At 41.8% G+C, this 23089-nt stretch carries 21 protein-coding genes, 2 pseudogenes and 1 other annotated feature; of the genes and pseudogenes, 22 read left to right on the top strand and 1 reads right to left on the bottom strand.

The annotated features are described in order from the left end of the window. Positions 1 to 24 precede the first annotated feature (24 nt). Positions 25 to 1680 (bottom strand): Rqc2 family fibronectin-binding protein PavA, encoded by a 1656-nt coding sequence (gene pavA, locus M1F56_RS03515; protein ID WP_247916872.1) that lies wholly within the window; start codon positions 1678 to 1680, stop codon positions 25 to 27. Between the two features lie 104 nt (positions 1681 to 1784). Here pavA and ybeY point away from each other — a divergent pair, with 104 nt between their 5' ends. The 22 genes and pseudogenes from ybeY (at position 1785) to trpX (ending at position 23043) form a co-directional block, all read left to right on the top strand. Continuing rightward, positions 1785 to 2282 carry an rRNA maturation RNase YbeY gene (gene ybeY, locus M1F56_RS03510; protein ID WP_000275169.1) on the top strand — a complete coding sequence of 166 codons (498 nt, stop codon included), beginning with the start codon at positions 1785 to 1787 and terminating at the stop codon, positions 2280 to 2282. Further along, positions 2263 to 2658 (top strand): diacylglycerol kinase family protein, encoded by a 396-nt coding sequence (locus M1F56_RS03505; protein ID WP_000378186.1) that lies wholly within the window; start codon positions 2263 to 2265, stop codon positions 2656 to 2658. The genes ybeY and M1F56_RS03505 overlap by 20 nt, the downstream gene beginning before the upstream one ends. 16 nt (positions 2659 to 2674) lie before the next feature. Continuing rightward, positions 2675 to 3574, top strand: a complete 900-nt coding sequence (gene era / locus M1F56_RS03500; protein ID WP_247916871.1) for a GTPase Era — start codon at positions 2675 to 2677, stop codon at positions 3572 to 3574. A 108-nt stretch (positions 3575 to 3682) separates the two neighbouring features. After that, positions 3683 to 4231 carry a hypothetical protein gene (locus tag M1F56_RS03495; protein WP_129325684.1) on the top strand — a complete coding sequence of 183 codons (549 nt, stop codon included), beginning with the start codon at positions 3683 to 3685 and terminating at the stop codon, positions 4229 to 4231. A gap of 12 nt (positions 4232 to 4243) precedes the next feature. Next, a pseudogene (locus tag M1F56_RS03490) lies at positions 4244 to 4390 on the top strand (DNA mismatch repair protein MutT); the annotation flags it as partial. Beyond that, positions 4380 to 4721, top strand: a pseudogene (locus M1F56_RS03485) (KH domain-containing protein); the annotation flags it as partial. The pseudogenes M1F56_RS03490 and M1F56_RS03485, both read left to right, overlap by 11 nt. A gap of 48 nt (positions 4722 to 4769) precedes the next feature. Next, complete coding sequence (mutM, locus tag M1F56_RS03480; RefSeq protein ID WP_247916870.1) at positions 4770 to 5594, top strand: DNA-formamidopyrimidine glycosylase; 825 nt, start codon at positions 4770 to 4772, stop codon at positions 5592 to 5594. Beyond that, the gene (gene coaE / locus M1F56_RS03475) at positions 5594 to 6199 is read left to right on the top strand and encodes a dephospho-CoA kinase (RefSeq protein WP_247916869.1); all 606 of its coding nucleotides are present in this window, start codon (positions 5594 to 5596) and stop codon (positions 6197 to 6199) included. Before mutM ends, coaE begins: the two co-directional genes overlap by 1 nt. Further along, a complete protein-coding gene (locus M1F56_RS03470) occupies positions 6186 to 7385 on the top strand; it encodes a multidrug efflux MFS transporter (protein ID WP_247916868.1) in 1200 nt (399 codons plus the stop codon). Before coaE ends, M1F56_RS03470 begins: the two co-directional genes overlap by 14 nt. After that, positions 7385 to 7534, top strand: coding sequence for a 50S ribosomal protein L33 (rpmG, locus tag M1F56_RS03465; RefSeq protein WP_007519517.1), 150 nt, complete (start codon positions 7385 to 7387; stop codon positions 7532 to 7534). Before M1F56_RS03470 ends, rpmG begins: the two co-directional genes overlap by 1 nt. Before the next feature lie 39 nt (positions 7535 to 7573). Next, entirely contained in the window at positions 7574 to 7807 is a 234-nt protein-coding gene (gene secG / locus M1F56_RS03460; RefSeq protein ID WP_000282517.1) for a preprotein translocase subunit SecG, read from the top strand. Between the two features lie 94 nt (positions 7808 to 7901). Then, the gene (gene rnr / locus M1F56_RS03455) at positions 7902 to 10256 is read left to right on the top strand and encodes a ribonuclease R (RefSeq protein WP_247916867.1); all 2355 of its coding nucleotides are present in this window, start codon (positions 7902 to 7904) and stop codon (positions 10254 to 10256) included. Continuing rightward, the gene (smpB, locus tag M1F56_RS03450) at positions 10219 to 10686 is read left to right on the top strand and encodes an SsrA-binding protein SmpB (RefSeq protein WP_001051742.1); all 468 of its coding nucleotides are present in this window, start codon (positions 10219 to 10221) and stop codon (positions 10684 to 10686) included. The genes rnr and smpB overlap by 38 nt, the downstream gene beginning before the upstream one ends. A 14-nt stretch (positions 10687 to 10700) precedes the next feature. Further along, positions 10701 to 11561: an SAM-dependent methyltransferase TehB gene (tehB, locus tag M1F56_RS03445; RefSeq protein ID WP_247916866.1), complete on the top strand. Its 861-nt coding sequence runs from the start codon at positions 10701 to 10703 to the stop codon at positions 11559 to 11561. A 191-nt stretch (positions 11562 to 11752) separates the two neighbouring features. After that, a complete protein-coding gene (locus tag M1F56_RS03440) occupies positions 11753 to 12901 on the top strand; it encodes a hypothetical protein (RefSeq protein WP_247916865.1) in 1149 nt (382 codons plus the stop codon). Between the two features lie 76 nt (positions 12902 to 12977). After that, positions 12978 to 13934, top strand: coding sequence for a competence protein CoiA (locus M1F56_RS03435; protein ID WP_247916864.1), 957 nt, complete (start codon positions 12978 to 12980; stop codon positions 13932 to 13934). An 18-nt stretch (positions 13935 to 13952) separates the two neighbouring features. Then, positions 13953 to 15755, top strand: coding sequence for an oligoendopeptidase F (pepF, locus tag M1F56_RS03430; protein WP_247916863.1), 1803 nt, complete (start codon positions 13953 to 13955; stop codon positions 15753 to 15755). A gap of 1 nt (position 15756) precedes the next feature. Then, positions 15757 to 16470, top strand: a complete 714-nt coding sequence (locus M1F56_RS03425; RefSeq protein ID WP_084647625.1) for an O-methyltransferase — start codon at positions 15757 to 15759, stop codon at positions 16468 to 16470. A 67-nt stretch (positions 16471 to 16537) separates the two neighbouring features. Then, entirely contained in the window at positions 16538 to 17485 is a 948-nt protein-coding gene (prsA, locus tag M1F56_RS03420) for a peptidylprolyl isomerase PrsA (protein WP_247916862.1), read from the top strand. Between the two features lie 188 nt (positions 17486 to 17673). Next, positions 17674 to 18897: a cell division peptidoglycan polymerase FtsW gene (gene ftsW, locus M1F56_RS03415; RefSeq protein ID WP_247916861.1), complete on the top strand. Its 1224-nt coding sequence runs from the start codon at positions 17674 to 17676 to the stop codon at positions 18895 to 18897. Between the two features lie 24 nt (positions 18898 to 18921). Further along, positions 18922 to 21618, top strand: coding sequence for a phosphoenolpyruvate carboxylase (gene ppc / locus M1F56_RS03410; RefSeq protein ID WP_247916860.1), 2697 nt, complete (start codon positions 18922 to 18924; stop codon positions 21616 to 21618). Positions 21619 to 21714: 96 nt separating this feature from the next. Beyond that, positions 21715 to 21930: a binding site (T-box leader), on the top strand. A gap of 117 nt (positions 21931 to 22047) precedes the next feature. Then, positions 22048 to 23043: a tryptophan ABC transporter substrate-binding protein gene (gene trpX / locus M1F56_RS03405; protein ID WP_033605670.1), complete on the top strand. Its 996-nt coding sequence runs from the start codon at positions 22048 to 22050 to the stop codon at positions 23041 to 23043. Positions 23044 to 23089: the final 46 nt, after the last annotated feature.

Raw genomic sequence — 23089 nt, 5'->3', positions numbered from 1 at the left:
AGAAAATCCTGATTTCAAGAGAAATCAGGATTTTTTCATAGATGCGATTTTTTCTGGGTCTGGTGTAACACGGAGGGTCTTTTGTCCTGTATAGGTAACAAAGCCAGGTTTTCCACCAGTTGGTTTGTTGAGTTTTTTAACTTCAATCATATCCACCTGAACTAGATTTGACAAACGTCCTTTGGAAAAGTAGGCTGCTAGTTCGGCTGCGTCTGTCTTGACTTCGTCAGAAGGATTGAGATTTCCTGAGATGACGACGTGGCTTCCAGGGATGTCCTTGGCATGGAACCAGAGTTCTTCCTTGCGGGCCATTTTAAAGGTCAATTCCTCGTTTTGCAGGTTGTTTCGTCCAACATAGATAATGGTTTTGCCATCGCTCGCCAGATACTGTTCTGGTTTTTTGCGTTTCTGGATTTTCTCGCGTTGGCGTCTTCTAATGAAGCCAGTTTGAATCAATTCCTCGCGGATTTCAGCGATTTCTTCCAGTCCAGCTTGGTTGAGCACAGTCTCCACACTTTCCAGATAGAGAATGGTTGCCTTGGTTTCTTCGATCAACTCAGTCAGGTATTTTACAGCTTCTTTGAGCTTCTGGTAACGTTTAAAATAGCGTTGAGCATTCTGGCTGGGAGTCAAGGCCTTATCAAGCGCAATGGTGATAGGTTGATTAGTGTAGTAGTTGTCTAGGATAACCTGGTCTTGGTCGTTAGGCACTTGGTGGAGGAAGGTTGTTAGCAATTCCCCTTTTTGGCGAAATTCCTCAGCATTGTCTGTCGCTAGTAACTCTTTTTCTTGTTTTTTAAGCTTATGTCGATTTTTCTGAAGTTCATTTTCAACACGACGAATCAGTTCGCTGGCTTGCTGTTTAACGCGGTCCCGTTCAGCCTTGTCCTTATAGTAAGTGTCAAGCAAGGCAGAAAGACTGGTAAAAGTCTCTCCCACCTGATTTGCAAAAGGAACTGGACTGAAGGAAGTCTCCGTTAGGTAAGGCTTGGTTTCTTGATCGAAAAAGTTTCGGAAAGTAGACAGTTTGTCATGAACCAATAGACTTTCCAGTTCGTTTGCCGTATCGCGTCCTAGACCTTGAAAGAGAATTTGAAGATTTTTAGCCGTCATTTCCTGTGTTTGCAAGATTTCAAAGAGCTTCTCATCCTTGATTGTGAAAGGATTGAGCGATTCCGTGCTTGGCGGAGCGATATAGGCCGATCCAGGCAACAAGGTGCGGTAGCTGTTTTGTGAAAAACCAACGTGTTTAATGACTTCGAGGATTTTATGTCTACTTTTATTCACGAGGAGAATATTGCTGTGTTTGCCCATAATCTCGATAATCAAGGTAGCCTGGATATGATCCCCAATTTCGTTTTTATTAGAAACCGTGACCTCCACAATGCGGTCATTTTCCACTTGCTCAATCGACTCAATCATAGCACCCTGCAAATATTTTCTCAACACCATGATAAAAGTCGAAGGTTGGGCTGGATTTTCAAAAGTCGTTTGGGTCAGCTGGATACGACCAAAAACGGGATGAGCAGAGAGGAGCAGGCGATGGCTTTGGCGATTGCTGCGGATTTGCAAGACCAACTCTTGTTCAAAAGGTTGATTGATTTTCTGGATGCGACCATTGACTAACTCTCTTCGCAATTCCTCAACCATGTGGTGTAAAAAAAATCCGTCAAATGACATCGTTCTCTCCTTGTGATTGTATTCCATAGTATTATATCAAAAAGGTAGAATAAAATCATGGAAATATGGTATAATAAAGCCAAGTAAAGAGAATCGAGAAGTACATGTATATTGAAATGGTAGATGAAACTGGTCAAGTTTCACAAGAAATCTTGCAACAAACCCAAGAAATTTTGGAATTTGCAGCCCAAAAAATAGGAAAAGAAGACAAGGAAATGGCAGTCACTTTTGTGACCAACGAGCGTAGTCACGAACTCAACCTCGAGTACCGTGACACCGATCGTCCGACGGATGTCATCAGCCTTGAGTATAAGCCAGAGTTGGATATTGCCTTTGACGAAGAGGATTTGCTTGAAAATCCTGAATTGGCAGAGATGATGTCTGAGTTTGATGCCTATATTGGGGAATTGTTTATCTCTATCGATAAAGCGCATGAGCAGGCTGAGGAATACGGTCACAGCTTTGAGCGTGAGATGGGCTTCTTGGCAGTACACGGCTTTTTACATATTAACGGCTATGATCACTACACTCCGGAAGAAGAAGCGGAGATGTTCGGTTTACAAGAAGAAATTTTAACAGCCTATGGACTCACAAGACAATAAACGAAAATGGAAAAATCGTGACCTGGTATCCAGTTTAGAATTTGCCCTTACAGGAATTCTGACTGCGATCAAGGAAGAACGCAATATGCGAAAACATGCAGTGACAGCCCTTGTGGTTATCCTTGCAGGTTTTGTTTTTCAGGTGTCACGAATCGAATGGCTCTTTCTCCTAATGAGCATTTTCTTGGTAGTGGCCTTTGAGATTATTAACTCCGCTATTGAAAATGTGGTGGATCTAGCCAGTCATTACCACTTTTCTATGTTGGCAAAGAAAGCCAAGGACATGGCGGCAGGAGCCGTGTTGGTGGTCTCTCTTTTTGCTGCGGTAACAGGTGCACTTATCTTTCTCCCACGCATTTGGGATTTATTATTTTAAACACTAAGAGGAAATTATGACATTTAAATCAGGCTTTGTGGCCATTTTAGGACGTCCTAATGTTGGGAAGTCAACCTTTTTGAATCACGTTATGGGGCAAAAGATTGCTATCATGAGTGATAAGGCGCAAACGACGCGCAATAAAATTATGGGGATTTACACCACTGATAAGGAACAAATCGTTTTTATCGACACGCCAGGGATTCATAAGCCTAAGACTGCTCTTGGAGATTTCATGGTGGAATCTGCCTACAGCACCCTTCGTGAAGTAGACACTGTTCTATTCATGGTGCCAGCTGATGAGCCACGTGGTAAGGGCGACGATATGATTATCGAGCGTCTGAAAGCTGCCAAGGTTCCTGTGATTCTGGTGGTGAATAAGATTGACAAGGTCCATCCAGATCAGCTTTTGGCTCAGATTGATGACTTCCGTAACCAGATGGACTTTAAGGAAATTGTTCCGATCTCAGCTCTTCAGGGAAATAACGTTTCTCGTCTAATTGACATCCTCAGTGAAAATCTTGAGGAAGGTTTCCAGTACTTTCCGTCTGATCAAATCACAGATCATCCTGAGCGTTTCTTGGTTTCAGAGATGATTCGTGAGAAAGTCTTGCACCTAACTCGTGAAGAGATTCCTCACTCAGTTGCCGTAGTGGTTGACTCTATGAAACGAGACGAAGAGACAGACAAGGTTCACATCCGTGCAACCATCATGGTGGAGCGCGACAGCCAAAAAGGCATTATCATTGGTAAAGGTGGCGCTATGCTTAAGAAAATTGGAACCATGGCCCGTCGTGATATCGAACTTATACTAGGAGATAAGGTCTTCCTAGAAACATGGGTCAAGGTCAAGAAAAACTGGCGCGATAAAAAGCTAGATTTGGCTGACTTTGGTTATAATGAGAAGGAGTATTAAAACTTAAGAGTAGCTTGATGTTTAGTTATAAGTCGAGGAGTTTGGGTTGGTTATCTTCTTATGATTAAAAATTTCTATGTAAAGTGAAGGGATTAATAAAGTGGGACTATGCAGGGAAATAAAAGAAATACTTTTTTAGGTTTGGTAGGTCTGCTACTAATTTTAGGAGTATTGTATTTTTCTTTCAATTGGTTTTTAAAGTTGTTCTCCATTCTAAAAACATATGATGCAATCATAGTTGTTGCGATTATTACAGGATTTGTCACCATTGCTACGACTACATTTAAAGTAATTTTTGATATAAAGCAGACTAGGTTACAATATTTAACGCAAAAACGTGAAACGGCTTATTATCATTTTGTTGAAATGATATATAAAATAAATCAATCTGATAAAGAAAATTCGCCATATCCATCTGAGGAACAAATTGCAGATTTGATAAAATTTAGTAAAGAAATAACGTTATGGGGTTCTAGAAAAGTTGTCGAAAAATGGATGGAATTCCGAAAAGTTGCTACTTCTGATTCGGATGGTAAAAAATTACTCAAAATCTCAGAACAACTAATGAATGAAATGAGAAATGATTTAGGTGTCTCAAGAGTTAAAGAAAAAGCCTTGCTATCGTTTTTTATAAATGATATTGAAAATTTAGATTAGAAAGTATTAAATATGCCCCAAGACTATATTTCCTATATTCGCTCCAAGGTGAGGCATGATAAGGTTATACTGAATTTTGCTGGTGGAATTCTGGCAGACGAGGAGGGTCGTGTGCTTCTGCAGTTGCGAGGCGATAAGAAAACATGGGCGATTCTTGGTATCCGAAATGATTCGTGAGAAAGTTCTTCATTTAACTCGTGAAGAGGTTCCTCACTCAGTCGCAGTGGTGGTTGACTCTATGAAGCGTGACGAAGAGACAGACAAGGTTCATATCCGAGCTACCATTATGGTTGAGCGTGATAGTCAAAAAGGCATCATCATTGGAAAAGGTGGCGCTATGCTCAAAAAAATTGGGACCATGGCCCGTCGTGATATTGAACTCATGCTAGGGGACAAGGTTTTCCTAGAAACTTGGGTCAAGGTCAAGAAAAACTGGCGTGATAAAAAGCTAGATTTGGCTGACTTTGGCTATAATGAAAAAGAATACTAAGTAGAGGTGGGCTCATGCCTGCTTCTTGTTTTTACAGAAGGAGGATCTATGCCTGAATTACCTGAGGTTGAAACGGTTCGTCGTGGCTTAGAGAAATTAATTTTGGGAAAGAAGATTTCGAGTATAGAGGTTCGTTATCCTAAGATGATCAAGACAGATTTGGACGAGTTTCAAAAGCAAGTGCCTGGCCAAGTAATTGAGTCAATGGGACGTCGTGGCAAATATTTGCTTTTCTACCTGACAGACAAGGTCTTGATTTCCCATCTGCGGATGGAGGGCAAGTATTTTTACTATCCAGACCAGGTTCCTGAACGCAAGCACGCCCATGTTTTCATTGAGTTCGAGGATGGTGGCACTCTTGTATATGAGGACGTACGCAAGTTTGGTACCATGGAACTGCTGACACCCGACCTATTGGAAGCTTACTTTGTTTCTAAAAAACTAGGGCCTGAGCCAAAAGAGCAGGACTTTGATTTGCAGGTCTTTCAATCTGCCCTAGCCAAGTCTAAAAAGCCTATCAAATCCCATCTCCTAGACCAGACCTTGGTAGCTGGCCTTGGCAATATCTATGTGGATGAGGTTCTTTGGCGAGCTCAGGTTCATCCAGCTAGACCTTCCCAAACTTTGACAGCAGCAGAAGCGTCAGCCATTCATGACCAGACCATTGCTGTTTTGGGACAGGCTGTTGAAAAAGGGGGATCAACCATTCGGACCTATACCAATGCCTTTGGGGAAGATGGAACCATGCAGGATTTTCATCAGGTCTATGATAAGACTGGTCAAGCATGTTCACGCTGTGGCACCATCATTGAGAAAATCCAGCTCGGTGGACGCGGAACTCATTTTTGTCCCCAGTGTCAAAGGAGGGGCTGATGGGAAAAATCATCGGAATCACAGGAGGAATTGCTTCGGGGAAATCAACTGTGACAAATTTTCTAAGACAAAAAGGCTTTCAAGTAGTAGATGCTGATGCAGTTGTTCACCAGCTACAAAAACCTGGTGGGCGCCTATATCAGGTCTTAGTCCAGCATTTTGGACAGGAAATTATCTTAGAAAATGGAGAACTCAATCGCCCTCTCCTAGCTAGTCTCATCTTTTCAAATCCTGAGGAGCGGGAATGGTCTAAGCAAACCCAAGGAGAGATTATTCGTGAGGAATTGGCTGCATTAAGAGACCAGTTAGCCCAGACAGAAACGATTTTTTTCATGGATATTCCCCTGCTTTTTGAACAGGACTACGCCAACTGGTTTGATGAAACATGGCTGGTCTATGTGAACCGGGATGTTCAGGTAGAACGTTTCATGAAACGGGATCAACTTTCTAAGGAAGTAGCAGAGTCCCGTCTGGCAGCTCAGTGGTCTTTAGAAGAAAAGACAAAATTGGCGAGTCATATATTAGATAACAATGGCAGTCGTGATCAGCTTGTGAGTCAAGTAGTGAAGTTACTTGAAGGAGGCGATAGCTGTGCAAGAGATTAGTTGGAAAGAGAATCTTCGTGTCGCCTGGTTCGGTAGTTTTCTAACGGGAGCTAGTATTTCCCTGGTCGTTCCTTTCATGCCTATCTTTGTAGAGCAGTTGGGAATTGAAAGCGACCAAGTTGCTTTCTACGCTGGGTTAGCCATCTCAGTTTCAGCTGTTTCAGCAGCTCTAGTTTCTCCCATCTGGGGTATTCTTGCTGATAAGTACGGTCGAAAACCCATGATGATTCGAGCAGGTCTTGCCATGACCGTTACGATGGGAGGTTTGGCCTTTGTGCCGAATATCTATTGGCTGCTCTTTCTGCGCTTGCTCAATGGTGTATTTACTGGTTTTGTCCCCAATGCAACAGCCTTGATTGCCAGTCAGGTACCTAAAGATAAGTCTGGAGCGGCTCTTGGAACTCTATCTACAGGTGTTGTTGCAGGAACACTGACGGGTCCCTTTGTTGGAGGCTTTATTGCTGAAATTTTTGGCATTCGTAATGTCTTTTTATTGGTAGGTGCTTTCTTATTTTTGGCTGCAATCCTAACCATTTTCTTTATCAAGGAAGATTTTCAGCCAGTTGCTAAGGAGAAGGCTATCCCAACGAAAGAAGTATTTTCTTCTTTTAAGTATCCTAGGCTTTTAATAAACCTATTTTTAACCAGCTTTGTCATTCAATTTTCAGCTCAATCAATTGGTCCCATTCTAGCTCTCTATGTTCGGGACTTAGGGCAGACTGCAAATCTCCTCCTTGTATCTGGATTGATCGTATCCAGCATGGGATTTTCTAGCATGATGAGTGCTGGAGTTCTAGGAAAACTTGGCGATAAGGTAGGGAATCATAGATTGTTAGTTGTAGCGCAGATTTATTCTGTCATCATTTACCTTCTTTGTGCCCATGCAACCAGTCCCCTTCAACTCGGCTTGTACCGTTTTCTCTTTGGTTTGGGAACGGGAGCTCTCATACCGGGAGTCAATGCCCTTCTCAGCAAAATGACTCCAAAGTTTGGAATTTCAAGAATTTTTGCCTTCAACCAAGTCTTTTTTTACCTCGGTGGAGTGATTGGACCCATGGCGGGATCCGCAGTTGCAGGATATTTGGGCTACCATGCTGTCTTTTATGCGACAGCAGCCTGTGTAACTTTCAGTTGTTTATGTAACATAGTGCAATTTAGATCATTATTAAAAGTAAAGGAAATCTAGTGCGAGTAAAAATCAATCTCAAGTGCTCCTCTTGCGGCAGCATGAATTATCTAACCAGTAAGAACTCCAAAACTCATCCTGACAAGATTGAGGTTTTAAAGTATTGTCCCAAGGAAAGAAAAGTAACCCTACATCTTGAATCTAAGTAGATTTTATGGTAAAATAATAGGGATTTTAAGGAGTTTGATATGTATAACCTATTGTTAACCATTTTATTAGTATTATCTGTTGTGATTGTGATTGCGATTTTCATGCAACCAACTAAGAACCAATCCAGCAATGTATTTGATGCCAGCTCAGGTGATTTGTTTGAACGTAGTAAGGCGCGTGGTTTTGAAGCTGTGATGCAACGTTTGACAGGTATTTTAGTCTTTTTCTGGCTAGCCATTGCCTTAGCATTGACGGTATTATCAAGTAGATAAGAAATGGGCGAGACTAGGTCTTAGCCTATTTTTATTTTCAATGACACTTCTAAAGTTATCAATCAAAAAAATTATAAAAATCTAGAAAGAAAATATGAAAGATAAAATAAAAGAATATTTGCAAGAGAAGGGGCGAGTGACGGTCAATGACCTAGCTCAGGCTCTCGGAAAAGATGGATCTAAGGATTTCCGTGAGTTGATTAAAACCCTGTCTCTGATGGAAAGAAAGCACCAGATTCGTTTTGAAGATGATGGTAGCTTATGTCTGGACCAAAAGAAGAAACATGAAATTACCCTCAAAGGGATTTTTCATGCCCATAAAAACGGCTTTGGCTTTGTCAGTCTAGAAGGGGACGAGGACGACCTTTTTGTAGGAAAAAACGATGTCAACTATGCCATTGATGGTGATACCGTAGAGGTGGTCATCAAGAAAGTCGCTGACCGTAACAAAGGAACTGCAGCAGAAGCCAAGATTATCGATATCCTAGAGCATAGTCTGACGACAGTTGTCGGGCAAATCGTTCTGGATCAGGAAAAACCTAAGTATGCGGGCTACATCCGTTCAAAGAATCAGAAAATCAGCCAGCCAATTTATGTTAAGAAACCAGCTCTTAAACTAGAGGGAACGGAAGTTCTCAAGGTCTTTATCGACAAATACCCAAGTAAGAAACATGATTTCTTTGTCGCTAGTGTACTGGACGTGGTAGGACACTCGACTGATGCTGGGATTGATGTCCTTGAAGTCTTGGAATCCATGGATATTGTCTCAGAATTTCCAGAAGCTGTTCTCAAGGAGGCGGAAAGTGTGCCTGATGCTCCGTCTCAAAAGGATATGGAAGGTCGTCTGGACCTGAGAGATGAAATCACTTTTACCATTGATGGTGCAGATGCCAAGGACTTGGACGACGCAGTTCATATCAAGGCTTTGAAAAATGGCAATATGGAACTCGGAGTTCACATCGCGGATGTTTCCTACTATGTGACTGAGGGCTCTGCCCTTGACAAGGAAGCCCTTAACCGCGCAACTTCTGTCTACGTGACAGACCGTGTAGTGCCTATGCTACCAGAACGTTTGTCAAATGGTATCTGCTCTCTCAATCCTCAAGTTGACCGCTTGACCCAGTCTGCCATTATGGAAATTGATAAACATGGTCGTGTAGTTAATTACACCATTACCCAAACGGTTATCAAGACTAGTTTTCGTATGACCTATAGCGCTGTCAATGATATCTTAGCAGGTGACGAGGAAAAAAGACGAGAGTTTAAGAAAATTGTTCCTAGTATCGAGCTCATGGCCAAGCTTCATGAAAGGCTAGAAAGCATGCGTGTGAAACGTGGCGCCCTTAACTTTGATACCAGCGAAGCAAAGATTCTAGTGGATAAAAAAGGTAAGCCTATGGATATCGTTCTTCGTCAGCGTGGTGTTGCTGAGCGGATGATTGAGTCCTTCATGTTGATTGCTAATGAAACGGTTGCCGAACACTTTAGTAAGCTGGATTTGCCTTTCATTTATCGAATCCACGAGGAGCCCAAGGCTGAAAAAGTTCAGAAGTTTATTGATTATGCTTCGAGCTTTGGCTTGCGGATTTATGGGACTGCCAGTGAGATGAGTCAGGAGGCGCTTCAAGACATCATGCGTGCTGTTGAGGGAGAACCCTATGCGGATGTATTGTCCATGATGCTTCTTCGTTCCATGCAGCAGGCTCGCTATTCTGAGCACAATCACGGCCACTATGGTCTTGCTGCCGACTATTACACTCACTTTACTAGTCCCATTCGCCGTTATCCAGACCTCCTTGTTCACCGTATGATTCGGGACTACGGACGTTCTAAGGAAATAGCAGAGCATTTTGAGCAAGTGATTCCAGAGATTGCAACCCAGTCTTCTAACCGTGAGCGTCGTGCTATCGAGGCAGAGCGTGAAGTCGAAGCCATGAAAAAGGCTGAGTACATGGAAGAATACGTCGGCGAAGAGTATGATGCAGTTGTATCCAGCATCGTCAAATTCGGTCTCTTTGTAGAATTACCAAATACAGTCGAAGGTTTGATTCACATCACCAATTTGCCTGAATTTTATCATTTTAATGAACGGGATTTGACTCTTCGTGGGGAAAAATCAGGAACAACTTTCCGTGTAGGACAGCAAATTCGAATTCGGGTTGAAAGAGCGGATAAGATGACAGGTGAGATTGACTTCTCTTATATCCCAAGTGAGTTTGATGTCATCGAAAAAGGTTTGAAACAAGCTGGGCGCAAAGACAGAGGTCGTGGTTCAAGTCGTCGTTCAGACAAGAAGGAAGACAAGAGAAAATCAGGGCACTCAAATGATAAGCACAAGCATTCACAAAAAGACAAGAAGAAAAAGGGAAAGAAACCTTTTTACAAAGAAGTAGCTAAGAAAGGAGCCAAGTATGGCAAAGGGCGAGGGAAAGGTCGTCGCACAAAATAAAAAGGCGCACCACGACTATACAATCGTAGATACGCTAGAGGCAGGAATGGTCCTGACCGGAACGGAAATCAAGAGTGTACGAGCGGCTCGAATCAATCTCAAGGACGGCTTTGCCCAAGTAAAAAATGGGGAAGTCTGGCTGAGCAATGTTCATATTGCCCCTTACGAAGAGGGCAATATCTGGAACCAGGAACCGGAACGTCGTCGCAAACTCCTGCTCCATAAGAAGCAAATTCAAAAATTGGAACAAGAGACCAAAGGGACAGGGATGACCCTTGTTCCCCTTAAAGTCTACATCAAAGATGGCTACGCCAAGCTCCTTTTAGGTTTAGCAAAAGGGAAACATGACTATGATAAACGAGAGTCGATCAAGCGACGTGAACAAAACCGCGACATCGCGCGTGTGATGAAAGCTGTCAACCAGCGTTAAGAAGAGGAAGTAAAATGGAAAAACTAATTGCCTATAAACGAATGCCCTTGTGGAACAAACAGACCATGCCCGAAGCTGTCCAACAGAAGCACAATACAAAGGTTGGCACATGGGGGAAAATCACTGTTTTGAAAGGGGCTCTTAAGTTTATTGAGTTGACAGAGGATGGTGAGGTTCTAGCTGAACACCTTTTCCAAGCAGGGGCCGACAATCCTATGGCGCAACCGCAAGCCTGGCACCGAGTAGAGGCTGCGACAGATGATGTAGAATGGTACTTGGAATTTTATTGTAAACCTGAGGATTACTTTTCTAAGAAGTACCAGACCAATCCAGTCCATTCAGAGATTCTTGAGGCTATGCAGACGGTAAAACCAGGAAGAGCCTTGGATTTGGGTTGTGGTCAAGGCCGTAACTCTCTCTTCTTAGCACAACAAGGTTTTGATGTGACAGCTGTGGATCAAAATGAACTATCTCTGGAAATCTTGCAAAGCATCGTAGAGCAAGAGGATCTAGACATGCCTGTTGGACTTTATGATATCAATTCAGCCAGCATTAGCCGAGACTATGATTTTATCATATCGACAGTTGTTCTCATGTTTCTTCAAGCGGACCGTATTCCAGCTATCATCCAAAATATGCAGGAGCACACCACGGTTGGTGGCTATAACCTTATCGTCTGTGCCATGGATACAGAGGATTATCCTTGCTCAGTCAACTTCCCATTCACTTTTAAAGAAGGGGAGTTGGCGGACTACTACAAAGATTGGGAATTGGTTAAGTACAATGAAAATCCAGGTCATTTGCACCGTCGTGATGAAAATGGCAATCGGATTCAACTACGCTTTGCGACTATGCTAGCCAGAAAAATCAAGTAAATCAAGTAAATCAAACACCAACAAGCGAATAGAAACCACTTATGAAGCTTTCTATTCGTTTTTGTTTGTGGCGGCAGATTGGGGCAAGCAGGATTTTATGCTATACTAGAAGTAGGAAATCTGAGCAGTAGAGCTGTATTGTATTGCTGTCACTCTCGGCGCAAGATGTTGTAGATGATGGAGGTGGTCCAATGACGAGTCTTTTGGTGGAACTGTATGATCGGCATGTATTGGAAAAGAATGTCTACCAAGCTTTTGTCAGTGATTGTGACGAGATTCTCTTCCTATCTTTGACGAAAATAAGCAGTAATGATAAACTTTCACTGCGCCATTTTATCCTGGATGAAGTCCCCCATATCCAACGAGTGACCTTTCGTCAGCTATCCTTAGAACAACTAGCGGACCAATTAGATTATTGCCTAGCAGGTTACGACCAAGTCCTTCTCGATGTTTTTGGCGGAGATTCTCTACTAGCCTTATCTCTCTATCAGTATGGCTTGGATCGGCAGCTCCCCATCGTGGCGATGGATGTCGAGCGGGGAAAACAATACAAGTGGGTGGCTGGTCAGTTGGAAAAAGAAGATTTGGACATTCCTACCCTAAGCATCCAACAGTTGATAGCCTTGCGTGGTGGAAAAATACTCAAATCCAAACGCCCTATCCACTCAGCTCAGCAAATTGCAGCCATCAAAAAGCTAGCTATCTCTGCCATTTCCAATCCAGCCCACTGGTACCAAGTGACCCAATTTTTCTCTCTAGCAAAGACCAATGATCTATATGCTGAAACTGAAAAGATACTGGAAAACAATGGCAAGTATTACCACTATCCAGAATCCGTCATCCCCTTACTAGTGGATGCGGGGATGCTTCGTATTGAAAGAGAGGACAAGGAGCGAGTAAGCTACAGCTTTCCAAGTCAAGAAGCTCAAGTCTTTTGTCGCAACAAAGGACATATTTTAGAGTTGTATCTCTATCTCTTGGCGCTCGAATCTCAGCTGTTTGATGAGTGCATGATAGGCGGTGAGATTGATTGGAATGGTATCTTTCCAGAAGCGGACAATGTCCAAAATGAGATTGATGTCATTCTGAGAAAGGGGCGCTCGATTACCTTTATCTCTTGCAAGATGACCGATTTATCAGTTGAAGCCATCAATGAGCTAGAAGTCTACGCCAATCATTTTGCTGGAGAGAGTTGCCTCAAGTTAATTGTCTGTACGGGGAAAATCAATCCTGTTTATGCCAATCGCTGTCAAGAATACGGTGTGATGGTCATTAGAAGTGAGCAGATTCCCAATCTCATTCCCATGCTAAAAAAATATTCTAAGAGACAAAAAAGATAAGAAGTAATATCATGAAAGGCTGGAATTCCAGCCTTTTTTACTTCTTTTTCGAATAAATGAGAAAAGGAGGTAGACCATGTTTGTAGCCAAAGATGCCAAGGGGAATTTGGTAAATGCCCTCGAAAAAGATGTGACCAAGCAAGCTTATACTTGTCCAGCCTGTGGAGGCGGACTACGGTTACGCCAAGGACAGAGCATTCGAACGCACTTTGCCCATGAAAGGTTAAGAGATTGCATCGCTATATTCGAGAATGAAAGTCCAGAACACTTGGGCAACAAAGAGGCCCTTTATCACTGGGCCAAGAAAGACTGTCAGGTTGCCTTAGAGTACGCTCTTCCCGAGATCCAGCAGATAGCGGATGTTCTTGTCAATGAGAAACTAGCTCTGGAGGTTCAGTGCAGCCCCTTGTCTCAAAAGCTTTTAGGTGATAGAAGCCAAGGATACCGTAGCCAAGGATATCAGGTTATCTGGCTACTGGGAGAAAAACTCTGGTTAAAAGAGCGATTAACACAACTGCAAAGGGGATTTCTCTATTATAGTCAAAATATGGGTTTCTATGCTTGGGAACTAGATCTCAAAAAGCAAGTTTTGAGACTGAAATATCTTCTGCATCAGGACCTACGTGGCAAGCTTCATTTTCAGGTCAAGGAATTTCCCTATGGCCAAGGAAATCTCTTGGAAATTTTACGATTTCCTTATCAGAAACAAAAACTGTCTTGTTTTGCAGTTGTGCAAGATACCACTATCTGTCACTACATTCGCCAACAGTTGTACTACCAAACGCCTTACTGGATGAAAAAGCAGGAGGAGGCCTATCAGCAAGGAGACAATCTATTAAACCGTCAACTGGACGACTGGTATCCTCAAGTCAAGCCGATAGAATCAAGTGATTTTTTGCAGATTGAAACGGATTTGACTAGCTATTATAGAAATTTTCAGGCTTACTATCAAAAAAATCCGAAAAATAATCGCCAAAAGCTCTATCCACCAGCCTTTTATCACTTATATTTCTCAAAAAATGTGGTAAAATAGAAAGGATGGAGGAATCTTATGGTATTACAACGACATGAAATAAATGAAAAAGATACATGGGATCTTTCAACAATCTACCCAACAGACCAGGCTTGGGAAGAAGCCTTGAAAGATTTAACTGAAAAAGTACAAACAGCATCTCAGTATGAGGGGCATCTCTTGGATAGTGCAGACAGTTTGCTTGAGATTACAGAATTCTCACTTGACTTGGAACGCCAAGTTGAAAAGCTTTATGTCTATGCGCATATGAAAAATGATCAGGACACGCGTGAAGCCAAGTATCAAGAGTACTATGCTAAGGCAGTGACCCTGTACAGTCAGTTAGAACAAGCCTTTTCATTCTATGAACCTGAGTTTATGGAGGTTAGCGAAAAGCAGTATGCTGCCTTCCTAGAAGCTCAACCAAAACTCCAAGTTTACAAACATTTTTTTGACAAGCTCTTGCAAAAGAAAGATTATGTTCTTTCACAACGTGAGGAAGAATTGCTTGCTGGAGCAGGAGAAATCTTTGGCGCTGCTAGTGAAACCTTTGCTATTTTGGATAATGCGGATATTAGCTTCCCATACGTTCTTGATGACGAAGGCAATGAAGTACAACTCTCACACGGTACTTACATCCGTTTGATGGAATCTAAAAACCGTGAAGTGCGTCGTGGTGCCTATGAAGCCCTTTATGCGACATACGAGCAATTCCAACATACTTATGCTAAGACTTTGCAGACAAATGTTAAAGTGCAAAACTACCGCGCAAAAGTTCGCAACTATAAGAGTGCTCGCCATGCAGCCCTCGCAGCAAACTTTGTTCCAGAGAGTGTCTATGACAATCTAGTAGCAGCAGTTCGCAAGCACTTGCCACTCTTGCATCGATACCTTAACCTTCGTTCTAAAATCTTGGGAATTTCCGACCTCAAGATGTACGATGTTTACACACCACTTTCGTCAGTAGAATACAGCTTTACTTATGAAGAAGCCTTGAAAAAGGCAGAGGAAGCCTTGGCGGTCTTGGGTGACGATTACTTGAGTCGTGTCAAACGTGCTTTTAGCGAGCGTTGGATTGATGTTTATGAAAATCAAGGCAAGCGTTCTGGTGCCTATTCTGGAGGCTCTTACGATACCAATGCCTTCATGCTTTTAAACTGGCAGGACAATCTAGACAATCTCTTTACCCTTGTACACGAAACAGGTCACAGTATGCACTCTAGCTATACTCGTGAAACTCAGCCTTATGTTTACGGAGATTATTCTATCTTCTTGGCTGAGATTGCCTCAACGACCAATGAAAACATCTTGACAGAGAAATTGTTGGAAGAAGTAGAAGACGACGCAACACGCTTTGCTATTCTCAATAACTTCCTAGATGGTTTCCGTGGAACAGTCTTCCGTCAAACTCAATTCGCTGAGTTTGAACATGCTATCCATCAAGCAGATCAAAATGGAGAAGTCTTGACAAGTGATTTCCTTAATAAACTCTACGCTGACTTGAACCAAGAGTACTATGGACTCAGCAAGGAAGACAATACTCAAATCCAATACGAGTGGGCGCGCATTCCGCACTTCTACTATAACTACTATGTGTATCAGTATTCAACAGGTTTTGCAGCTGCTTCAGCCTTGGCTGAAAAGATTGTTCATGGTAGTCAAGAAGACCGTGACCGCTATATCGACTACCTCAAGGCAGGTAAGTCAGACTATCCGCTCAATGTTATGAGAAAAGCGGGAGTGGATATGGAGAAGGAAGACTATCTCAACGATGCCTTTGCAGTCTTTGAACGTCGCTTGAACGAGTTTGAAGCCCTTGTTGAAAAATTGGGACTAGCTTAAGATGGTAGAGTCTTATAGTAAAAATGCCAACCATAACATGCGCCGGCCCGTCGTCAAGGAAGAAATCGTTGAACTCATGCGCCAGCGTCAAAAGCAGGTGACTGGTTCTTTGAAAGAATTGGAAACCTTTGCTCGTAAGGAAAATATTCCTATCATTCCTCATGAAACAGTTGCCTACTTCCGGTTTCTCATGGAGACCATACAGCCCAAGAACATTTTGGAGATTGGGACGGCAATTGGCTTTTCAGCCCTCTTGATGGCGGAACATGCGCCAGATGCCAAGATTACAACCATTGACCGTAATCCTGAGATGATAGGCTTTGCCAAGGAAAACTTTGCCCAGTTTGACAGTCGTAAGCAAATCACTCTTTTAGAGGGAGATGCCGTCGATGTTTTGTCTAGCCTGACAGAAACTTATGACTTTGTCTTTATGGATTCGGCTAAGTCCAAGTACATCGTCTTTCTACCTGAAATCCTCAAACGACTTGAAGTTGGTGGAGTGGTTGTCTTGGATGATATTTTTCAAGGAGGAGATGTTGCCAAGGACATCATGGAAGTCCGCCGTGGTCAACGAACCATTTATCGTGGTTTGCAAAGACTTTTCGACGCAACTTTGGACAATCCAGGTCTAACAGCAACTTTAGTTCCACTTGGAGACGGTATTCTCATGCTACGAAAAAATGTAGCAGATGTACAGCTACCTGATGAAAAATGATTTTCAGAAAAATTTAAGAAATTATAGTAAAATAGATAAAGTAACACTTACCGTAAAAGGAGTAAACATGAAGAAAAAACTTATGGCAGGAGCCATCACACTTTTATCAGTAGCAACACTTGCAGCTTGTTCAAACAGTTCTGAAGGAAAAGATTTGATCAGCATGAAGGGTGATGTGATTACAGAACATCAATTCTTTGAAGAAGTAAAGAATAATCCAACTGCGCAACAAGTCTTGCTAAATATGACCATCCAAAAAGTATTCGAACAACAATATGGATCAGAGGTAACGGATAAAGATGTGGATGACGCCGTTGCTGAAGAACAAAAGAAATACGGTGATAGCTACAACAGCGTACTTCAACGGGCAGGTATGACTGCTGAAACTCGTAAAGCTCAAATTCGCACCAGCAAATTGGTTGAATTGGCAGTTAAGAAGGCTGCTGAGAGTGAGTTGACAGACGAAGCCTACCAAAAAGCTTTTGAGTCTTACACACCAGATGTAACGGCTCAAATCATCCGTATGGACAATGAAGACAAGGCAAAAGAAGTGCTTGAAAAAGCCAAAGCAGAAGGTGCGGATTTTGCCCAGCTTGCTAAAGAATACTCTAACGACGATAAAACAAAAGAAAATGGTGGCGAAATCACTTTTGACTCTGCTTCTACAGAACTTCCAGAACAAGTCAAAAAAGCAGCCTTTGCCTTGGATGTGAATGGTATTTCTGATGTGATTACAGCTACTGGAACACAAGCCTACAGCAATCAGTTCTACATCATCAAAGTAACGAAGAAGACAGAAAAATCTTCTAACTTGGATGATTACAAAGAAAAATTGAAGACAATCATCTTGACTCAAAAACAAAATGATTCTGCCTTTGTTCAAGGAGTAATTGGTAAAGAATTGCAAGCTGCTAATATCAAAGTCAAAGATCAAGCCTTCCAAAACATCTTCACCCAATACATCGGTGGTGGTGACTCAAGCTCAAGTTCAAGCAGTAGCTCTTCATCTAATTAAGCAATGAAAATACAAATCTCATTTGAGGTTTGTATTTTTTATGCTTGAAGACAAAAAATAAGTAAAATTCGAAGGATTAAAGGATAATAGTTTTTTTCTTTCTGAAAAAGTGGTATAATAACAATCAAAACTAGAAAATAAAACGGAATTAGGGACAATCACCTCTGTTCCTATTAGAGTGGTGAAATATGAAAATTAGTAAAAGGCACCTACTAAACTATTCCATTTTGATTCCTTATTTTCTTCTGTCAATTTTGGGGTTGATTGTAGTTTACTCGACAACGAGTGCAACCCTAATTGAAGAAGGAAAAAGCGCTTTTCAATTGGTACGTAACCAGGGGATTTTCTGGGTAGCTAGTTTGGTTTTGATTGCCTTAATCTATAAATTAAAATTAGGTTTCCTAAGAAATGGACGTCTCATTTTTATCGTGATGATTGTGGAGATGGTTCTTTTAGCCCTAGCGCGTCTGGTCGGGACACCTGTCAATGGAGCATACGGATGGATCTCTGTAGGACCTGTAACGATTCAGCCGGCTGAATACCTTAAGATTATCATCATCTGGTACCTGGCACATCGATTTTCAAAGGAACAGGATGAGATTGCGGTTTATGACTTCCAGGTTTTGACCCAAAATCAATGGTTACCTCGAGCTTTTAACGACTGGCGTTTTGTTCTGCTAGTTCTGATTGGTAGCTTAGGAATTTTCCCAGACTTGGGAAATGCGACCATCTTGGTCTTGGTGGCGCTCATCATGTATACGGTTAGTGGGATCGCCTATCGTTGGTTCTCGACCATTCTGGCTCTCTTGGCAGGGAGCTCAATGTTAGTCTTGTCTGTCATTCGCTTTGTTGGGGTTGAAAAGTTCTCTCAGATACCGGTATTTGGTTACGTTGCTAAACGTTTTAGTGCCTTCTTTAATCCCTTTAATGACTTGGCGGGTGCAGGACACCAGCTTGCAAATTCCTACTATGCCATGGTTAATGGAGGCTGGTTCGGACTGGGATTGGGAAATTCTATCGAGAAGCGTGGTTATCTGCCGGAAGCCCATACGGATTTCGTGTTTTCGATTGTTATCGAAGAGTTTGGATTCGTAGGAGCGAGTATGATTTTGGCTTTACTCTTCTTCTTAATTTTGCGAATCATCTTGGTTGGTATTCGAGCTAAGGATCCTTTTAACTCCATGGTTGCTATCGGTGTCGGAGGGATGATCCTTGTTCAGGTCTTTGTCAATATCGGTGGGATTTCTGGTTTGATTCCTTCTACAGGGGTAACCTTCCCCTTCCTTTCACAAGGTGGGAACAGTCTCCTAGTATTATCCGTGGCCATTGCCCTTGTATTAAATATCGATGCCAGCGAGAAACGTGCTAAACTTATCAGAGAGTACGAATCTCAAACTGTTGAAGGTCTGTAAGGATTGTATGGAAAGGAAAAATATATGTCTCTTCAGAAATTAGAAAACTATAGTAATAAAGCCGTCATCCAAGAAGAAGTCTTGATTTTGACTGAGCTGCTAGAAGATATCACAAAAAATATGCTAGCGCCAGAGACCTTTGAAAAAATCATGCAGTTGAAGGAATTATCAACAAATGAAAACTATCAAGGGCTCAATGAACTGGTGACTAGCCTTTCCAATGAAGAAATGATTTACATTTCTCGTTATTTCTCTATCCTTCCACTCTTGATTAATATATCTGAGGATGTGGACTTAGCCTATAAAATTAACCACCAGAACAATGTGGACCAAGACTATCTAGGGAAATTGTCTACAACCATAAAGATGGTAGCTGAAAAAGAAAATGCAGCTGAAATTTTAGAAAAGTTAAATGTCGTTCCTGTCTTAACCGCCCATCCAACGCAAGTACAACGCAAGAGTATGCTGGACTTGACCAACCATATCCATACTCTTTTGCGCAAGTATCGTGATGTCAAACTAGGTTTGATTAATAAAGAAAAATGGAACATGGATCTCCGTCGTTACATTGAAATTATCATGCAAACAGACATGATTCGTGAGAAGAAATTGAAGGTAACCAACGAAATCACCAACGTGATGGAGTACTATCAAAGTTCATTCCTGAATGCTGTGCCACGTTTGACGGCTGAATATAAGAAACTAGCTAAAGAACAAGGAATTGAGCTCGAGCATCCAAAACCAATTACTATGGGGATGTGGATTGGAGGAGACCGTGATGGAAATCCTTTCGTAACAGCGGAAACCCTCAACAAATCAGCCTTGACTCAGTGCGAAGTCATCATGAATTACTACGATGAAAAGATTTATAATCTTTATCGTGAATTTTCACTTTCAACCAGCATCGTGAATGTCAGCGACAAGGTTCGTGAGATGGCGCTTAAGTCACAAGATAACTCCATTTACCGCGAAAAAGAACTCTATCGTCGTGCTCTTTTTGATATCCAAGCTAAGATGCAGGCAACTAAGGCTTATCTCATTGAAGATAAAGATCTTCAGCCTAGATATGCTACTGCAGATGAATTTTATCAAGACTTGTTGGCCATTCGAGATTCTCTCCTTGAGAATAAAGGAGAATACCTGATTTCAGGAGAATTTGTTGAACTGATGCAAGCCGTTGAAATCTTTGGCTTCTACCTTGCTTCTATCGATATGCGCCAAGACTCTAGTGTTCATGAAGCCTGTGTGGCTGAATTGTTAGCATCTGCTGGCATCAACGACCATTATAGCGATCTCTCTGAAGATGAAAAATGCGCCCTACTCTTAAAAGAGTTGGAAGAAGATCCTCGTATCCTCTCAGCTACTTATGCTGAAAAGTCAGAACTGCTTGAGAAAGAATTGTCTATCTTCAAAACTGCTCGCAAGTTGAAGGATAAACTGGGTGAAAATGTCATTCGCCAAACCATCATCTCTCACGCGACAAGTGTATCTGATATGCTAGAATTAGCCATCATGCTCAAGGAAGTAGGCTTGGTGGATGCTCAAAAAGCGCGCGTTCAGATTGTCCCCCTCTTTGAAACGATTGAAGACTTGGATCACTCGAAAGAAACCATGAGAAGATATTTCTCTCTTCCATTGGCTAAAAAATGGATTGCTTCAAAAGACAACTACCAAGAAATCATGCTTGGCTACTCCGATAGTAATAAAGACGGTGGTTATTTATCATCATGTTGGACTCTCTATAAAGCACAACAACAACTGACTGCTATCGGGGATGAATTTGGCGTTAAAGTTACCTTCTTCCATGGACGTGGTGGTACTGTAGGTCGTGGTGGTGGTCCAACTTATGAAGCCATCACATCTCAACCGCTCAAGTCTATCAAGGACCGTATCCGTCTGACTGAGCAAGGAGAAGTCATTGGAAACAAATACGGAAACAAAGACGCTGCCTACTATAATCTTGAAATGTTGGTTTCTGCAGCCATTAACCGTATGATTACCAAGAAGAAGAGCGATACCAACACGTCAAATCGTTATGAAGCTGTTATGGATCAAGTGGTGGACCGTAGCTACGATATCTACCGTGATTTGGTCTTTGGAAATGAACATTTCTATGACTATTTCTTCGAGTCAAGCCCAATCAAGGCTATTTCAAGCTTCAATATCGGTTCGCGTCCAGCAGCTCGTAAGACCATCACTGAAATCGGTGGTCTACGTGCTATTCCTTGGGTCTTCTCATGGTCACAAAGCCGTGTCATGTTCCCTGGATGGTACGGAGTGGGTTCAAGCTTTAAAGAATTTATAGATCAAGATCCGAAGAATATCGAGTTCCTTCGTGATATGTACCAAAACTGGCCTTTCTTCCAATCTCTTCTTTCCAATGTAGACATGGTCTTATCTAAGTCTAACATGAACATTGCTTTTGAATATGCCAAGCTCTGTGAAGATGAAGAAGTGCAGGCTATCTACTACACTATTTTAGATGAATGGCAGTTGACTAAGGATGTTATTTTAGCTATTGAAGGCTATGACGAACTTTTGGCAGAAAACTCTTACCTAAAAGACAGCCTAAACTATCGTATGCCTTACTTTAATATCCTTAACTACATCCAGTTGGAATTGATCAAACGTCAACGTCGTGGCGAATTGTCAGCTGACGAAGAAAAACTGATCCATACAACTATTAACGGTATTGCAACCGGTTTGCGTAATTCAGGCTGATATTCTACAAACTTCCTCTTTTTTCAAGGGGAAGTTTTTGAATTGTTTAAAAAATTCTAAAAATAGCCTTGACAAGTAGTTGAAAAATGATATAATTTAAACATTCAGAAAGTAATCATGCTCATTTTTTAGAGAGTCTGTGGTTGGTGAAAACAGATAGATGAAAGTGATGAAATTGGGCTGAATGTTATTAAGAATTTGAAATCATAAAAATTCGGTGAGCACACCTTACAGTGCAACTCGTTATTGCGAGAAAGAGCGATAGGGATACTCCCTATAATTGAGGTGGTACCGCGCATCGACGTCCTCACACAAGTTTTTTGTGTGAGGATTTTTTCTATGGGAGGAAAGATTATGAAATTTAAACGATGGCGTCGCTTGTTTTGAGTGAAAAGAGTATTATACAAGTGATTTAAAAGGAGAAAGAATATGAAAAATAAACGTTTGATTGGAATTATCGCTGGATTAGCTATATTGGTGGTGGCTAGCTTGATTTATTCATCAATGAACAAGCCAGCAACTAAGGAAGAGCAAAAGGTCGCTAAGGTTGGTGTCCTTCAATTTGTTAGTCACCCATCCTTGGACTTGATTTACCAAGGGATTCAAGATGGATTAGTTAAAGAAGGCTATAAGGACGATCAAGTAAAAATCGACTTTATGAACTCTGAAGGTGATCAGAGCAAGGTTGCAACCATGAGTAAACAATTGGTAGCAAATGGAAACGACGTTGTTGTTGGGATTGCGACACCAGCTGCTCAAGGACTTGCTAGTGCTACAAAAGACCTACCTGTTATCATGGCTGCTATTACAGACCCAATCGGTGCTAACTTGGTTAAAGATTTGAAAAAACCAGGTGGCAACATCACAGGGGTGTCAGATCATAACCCAGCTGAACAGCAAGTGGAATTGATTAAAACTTTGACACCAAATGTCAAAACAATCGGCGCTCTTTACTCAAGTAGCGAAGATAACTCAAAAACACAGGTAGAAGAATTCAAGGCTTATGCTGAAAAAGCAGGTTTGACAGTCGAAACCTTTGCCGTTCCTTCGACTAACGAAATTGCTTCAACAGTCAATGTTATGACAAGCAAGGTCGATGCGATTTGGGTTCCAATTGACAACACCATCGCTTCAGCATTCTCAACAGTTGTTTCAAGCAACCAAACAGCTAAAAAGCCAATCTATCCAAGTGCTACTGCCATGGTAGAAGCAGGTGGATTAGCATCTGTAGTAGTTGACCAACACGATCTTGGAGTGGCTACTGGTAAAATGATTGCCAAAGTTTTGAAAGGTGAAAAACCAGCTGATACGCCAGTTAATGTCTTTTCAACTGGTAAGTCAGTTATCAACAAAAAACTAGCGCAAGAACTTGGAATCACTATTCCTGAGTCTGTTCTAAAAGAAGCAGGACAAGTGATTGAATAAAGATAAAGGAGGAGCTGGACACATCTCCTCCCATTTTTACTAAAGA

This window comes from Streptococcus oralis (genome assembly GCF_023109005.1).
GTDB lineage: Bacteria > Bacillota > Bacilli > Lactobacillales > Streptococcaceae > Streptococcus > Streptococcus oralis_BU.
This window is presented reverse-complemented; position numbering and strand designations above follow the sequence as displayed.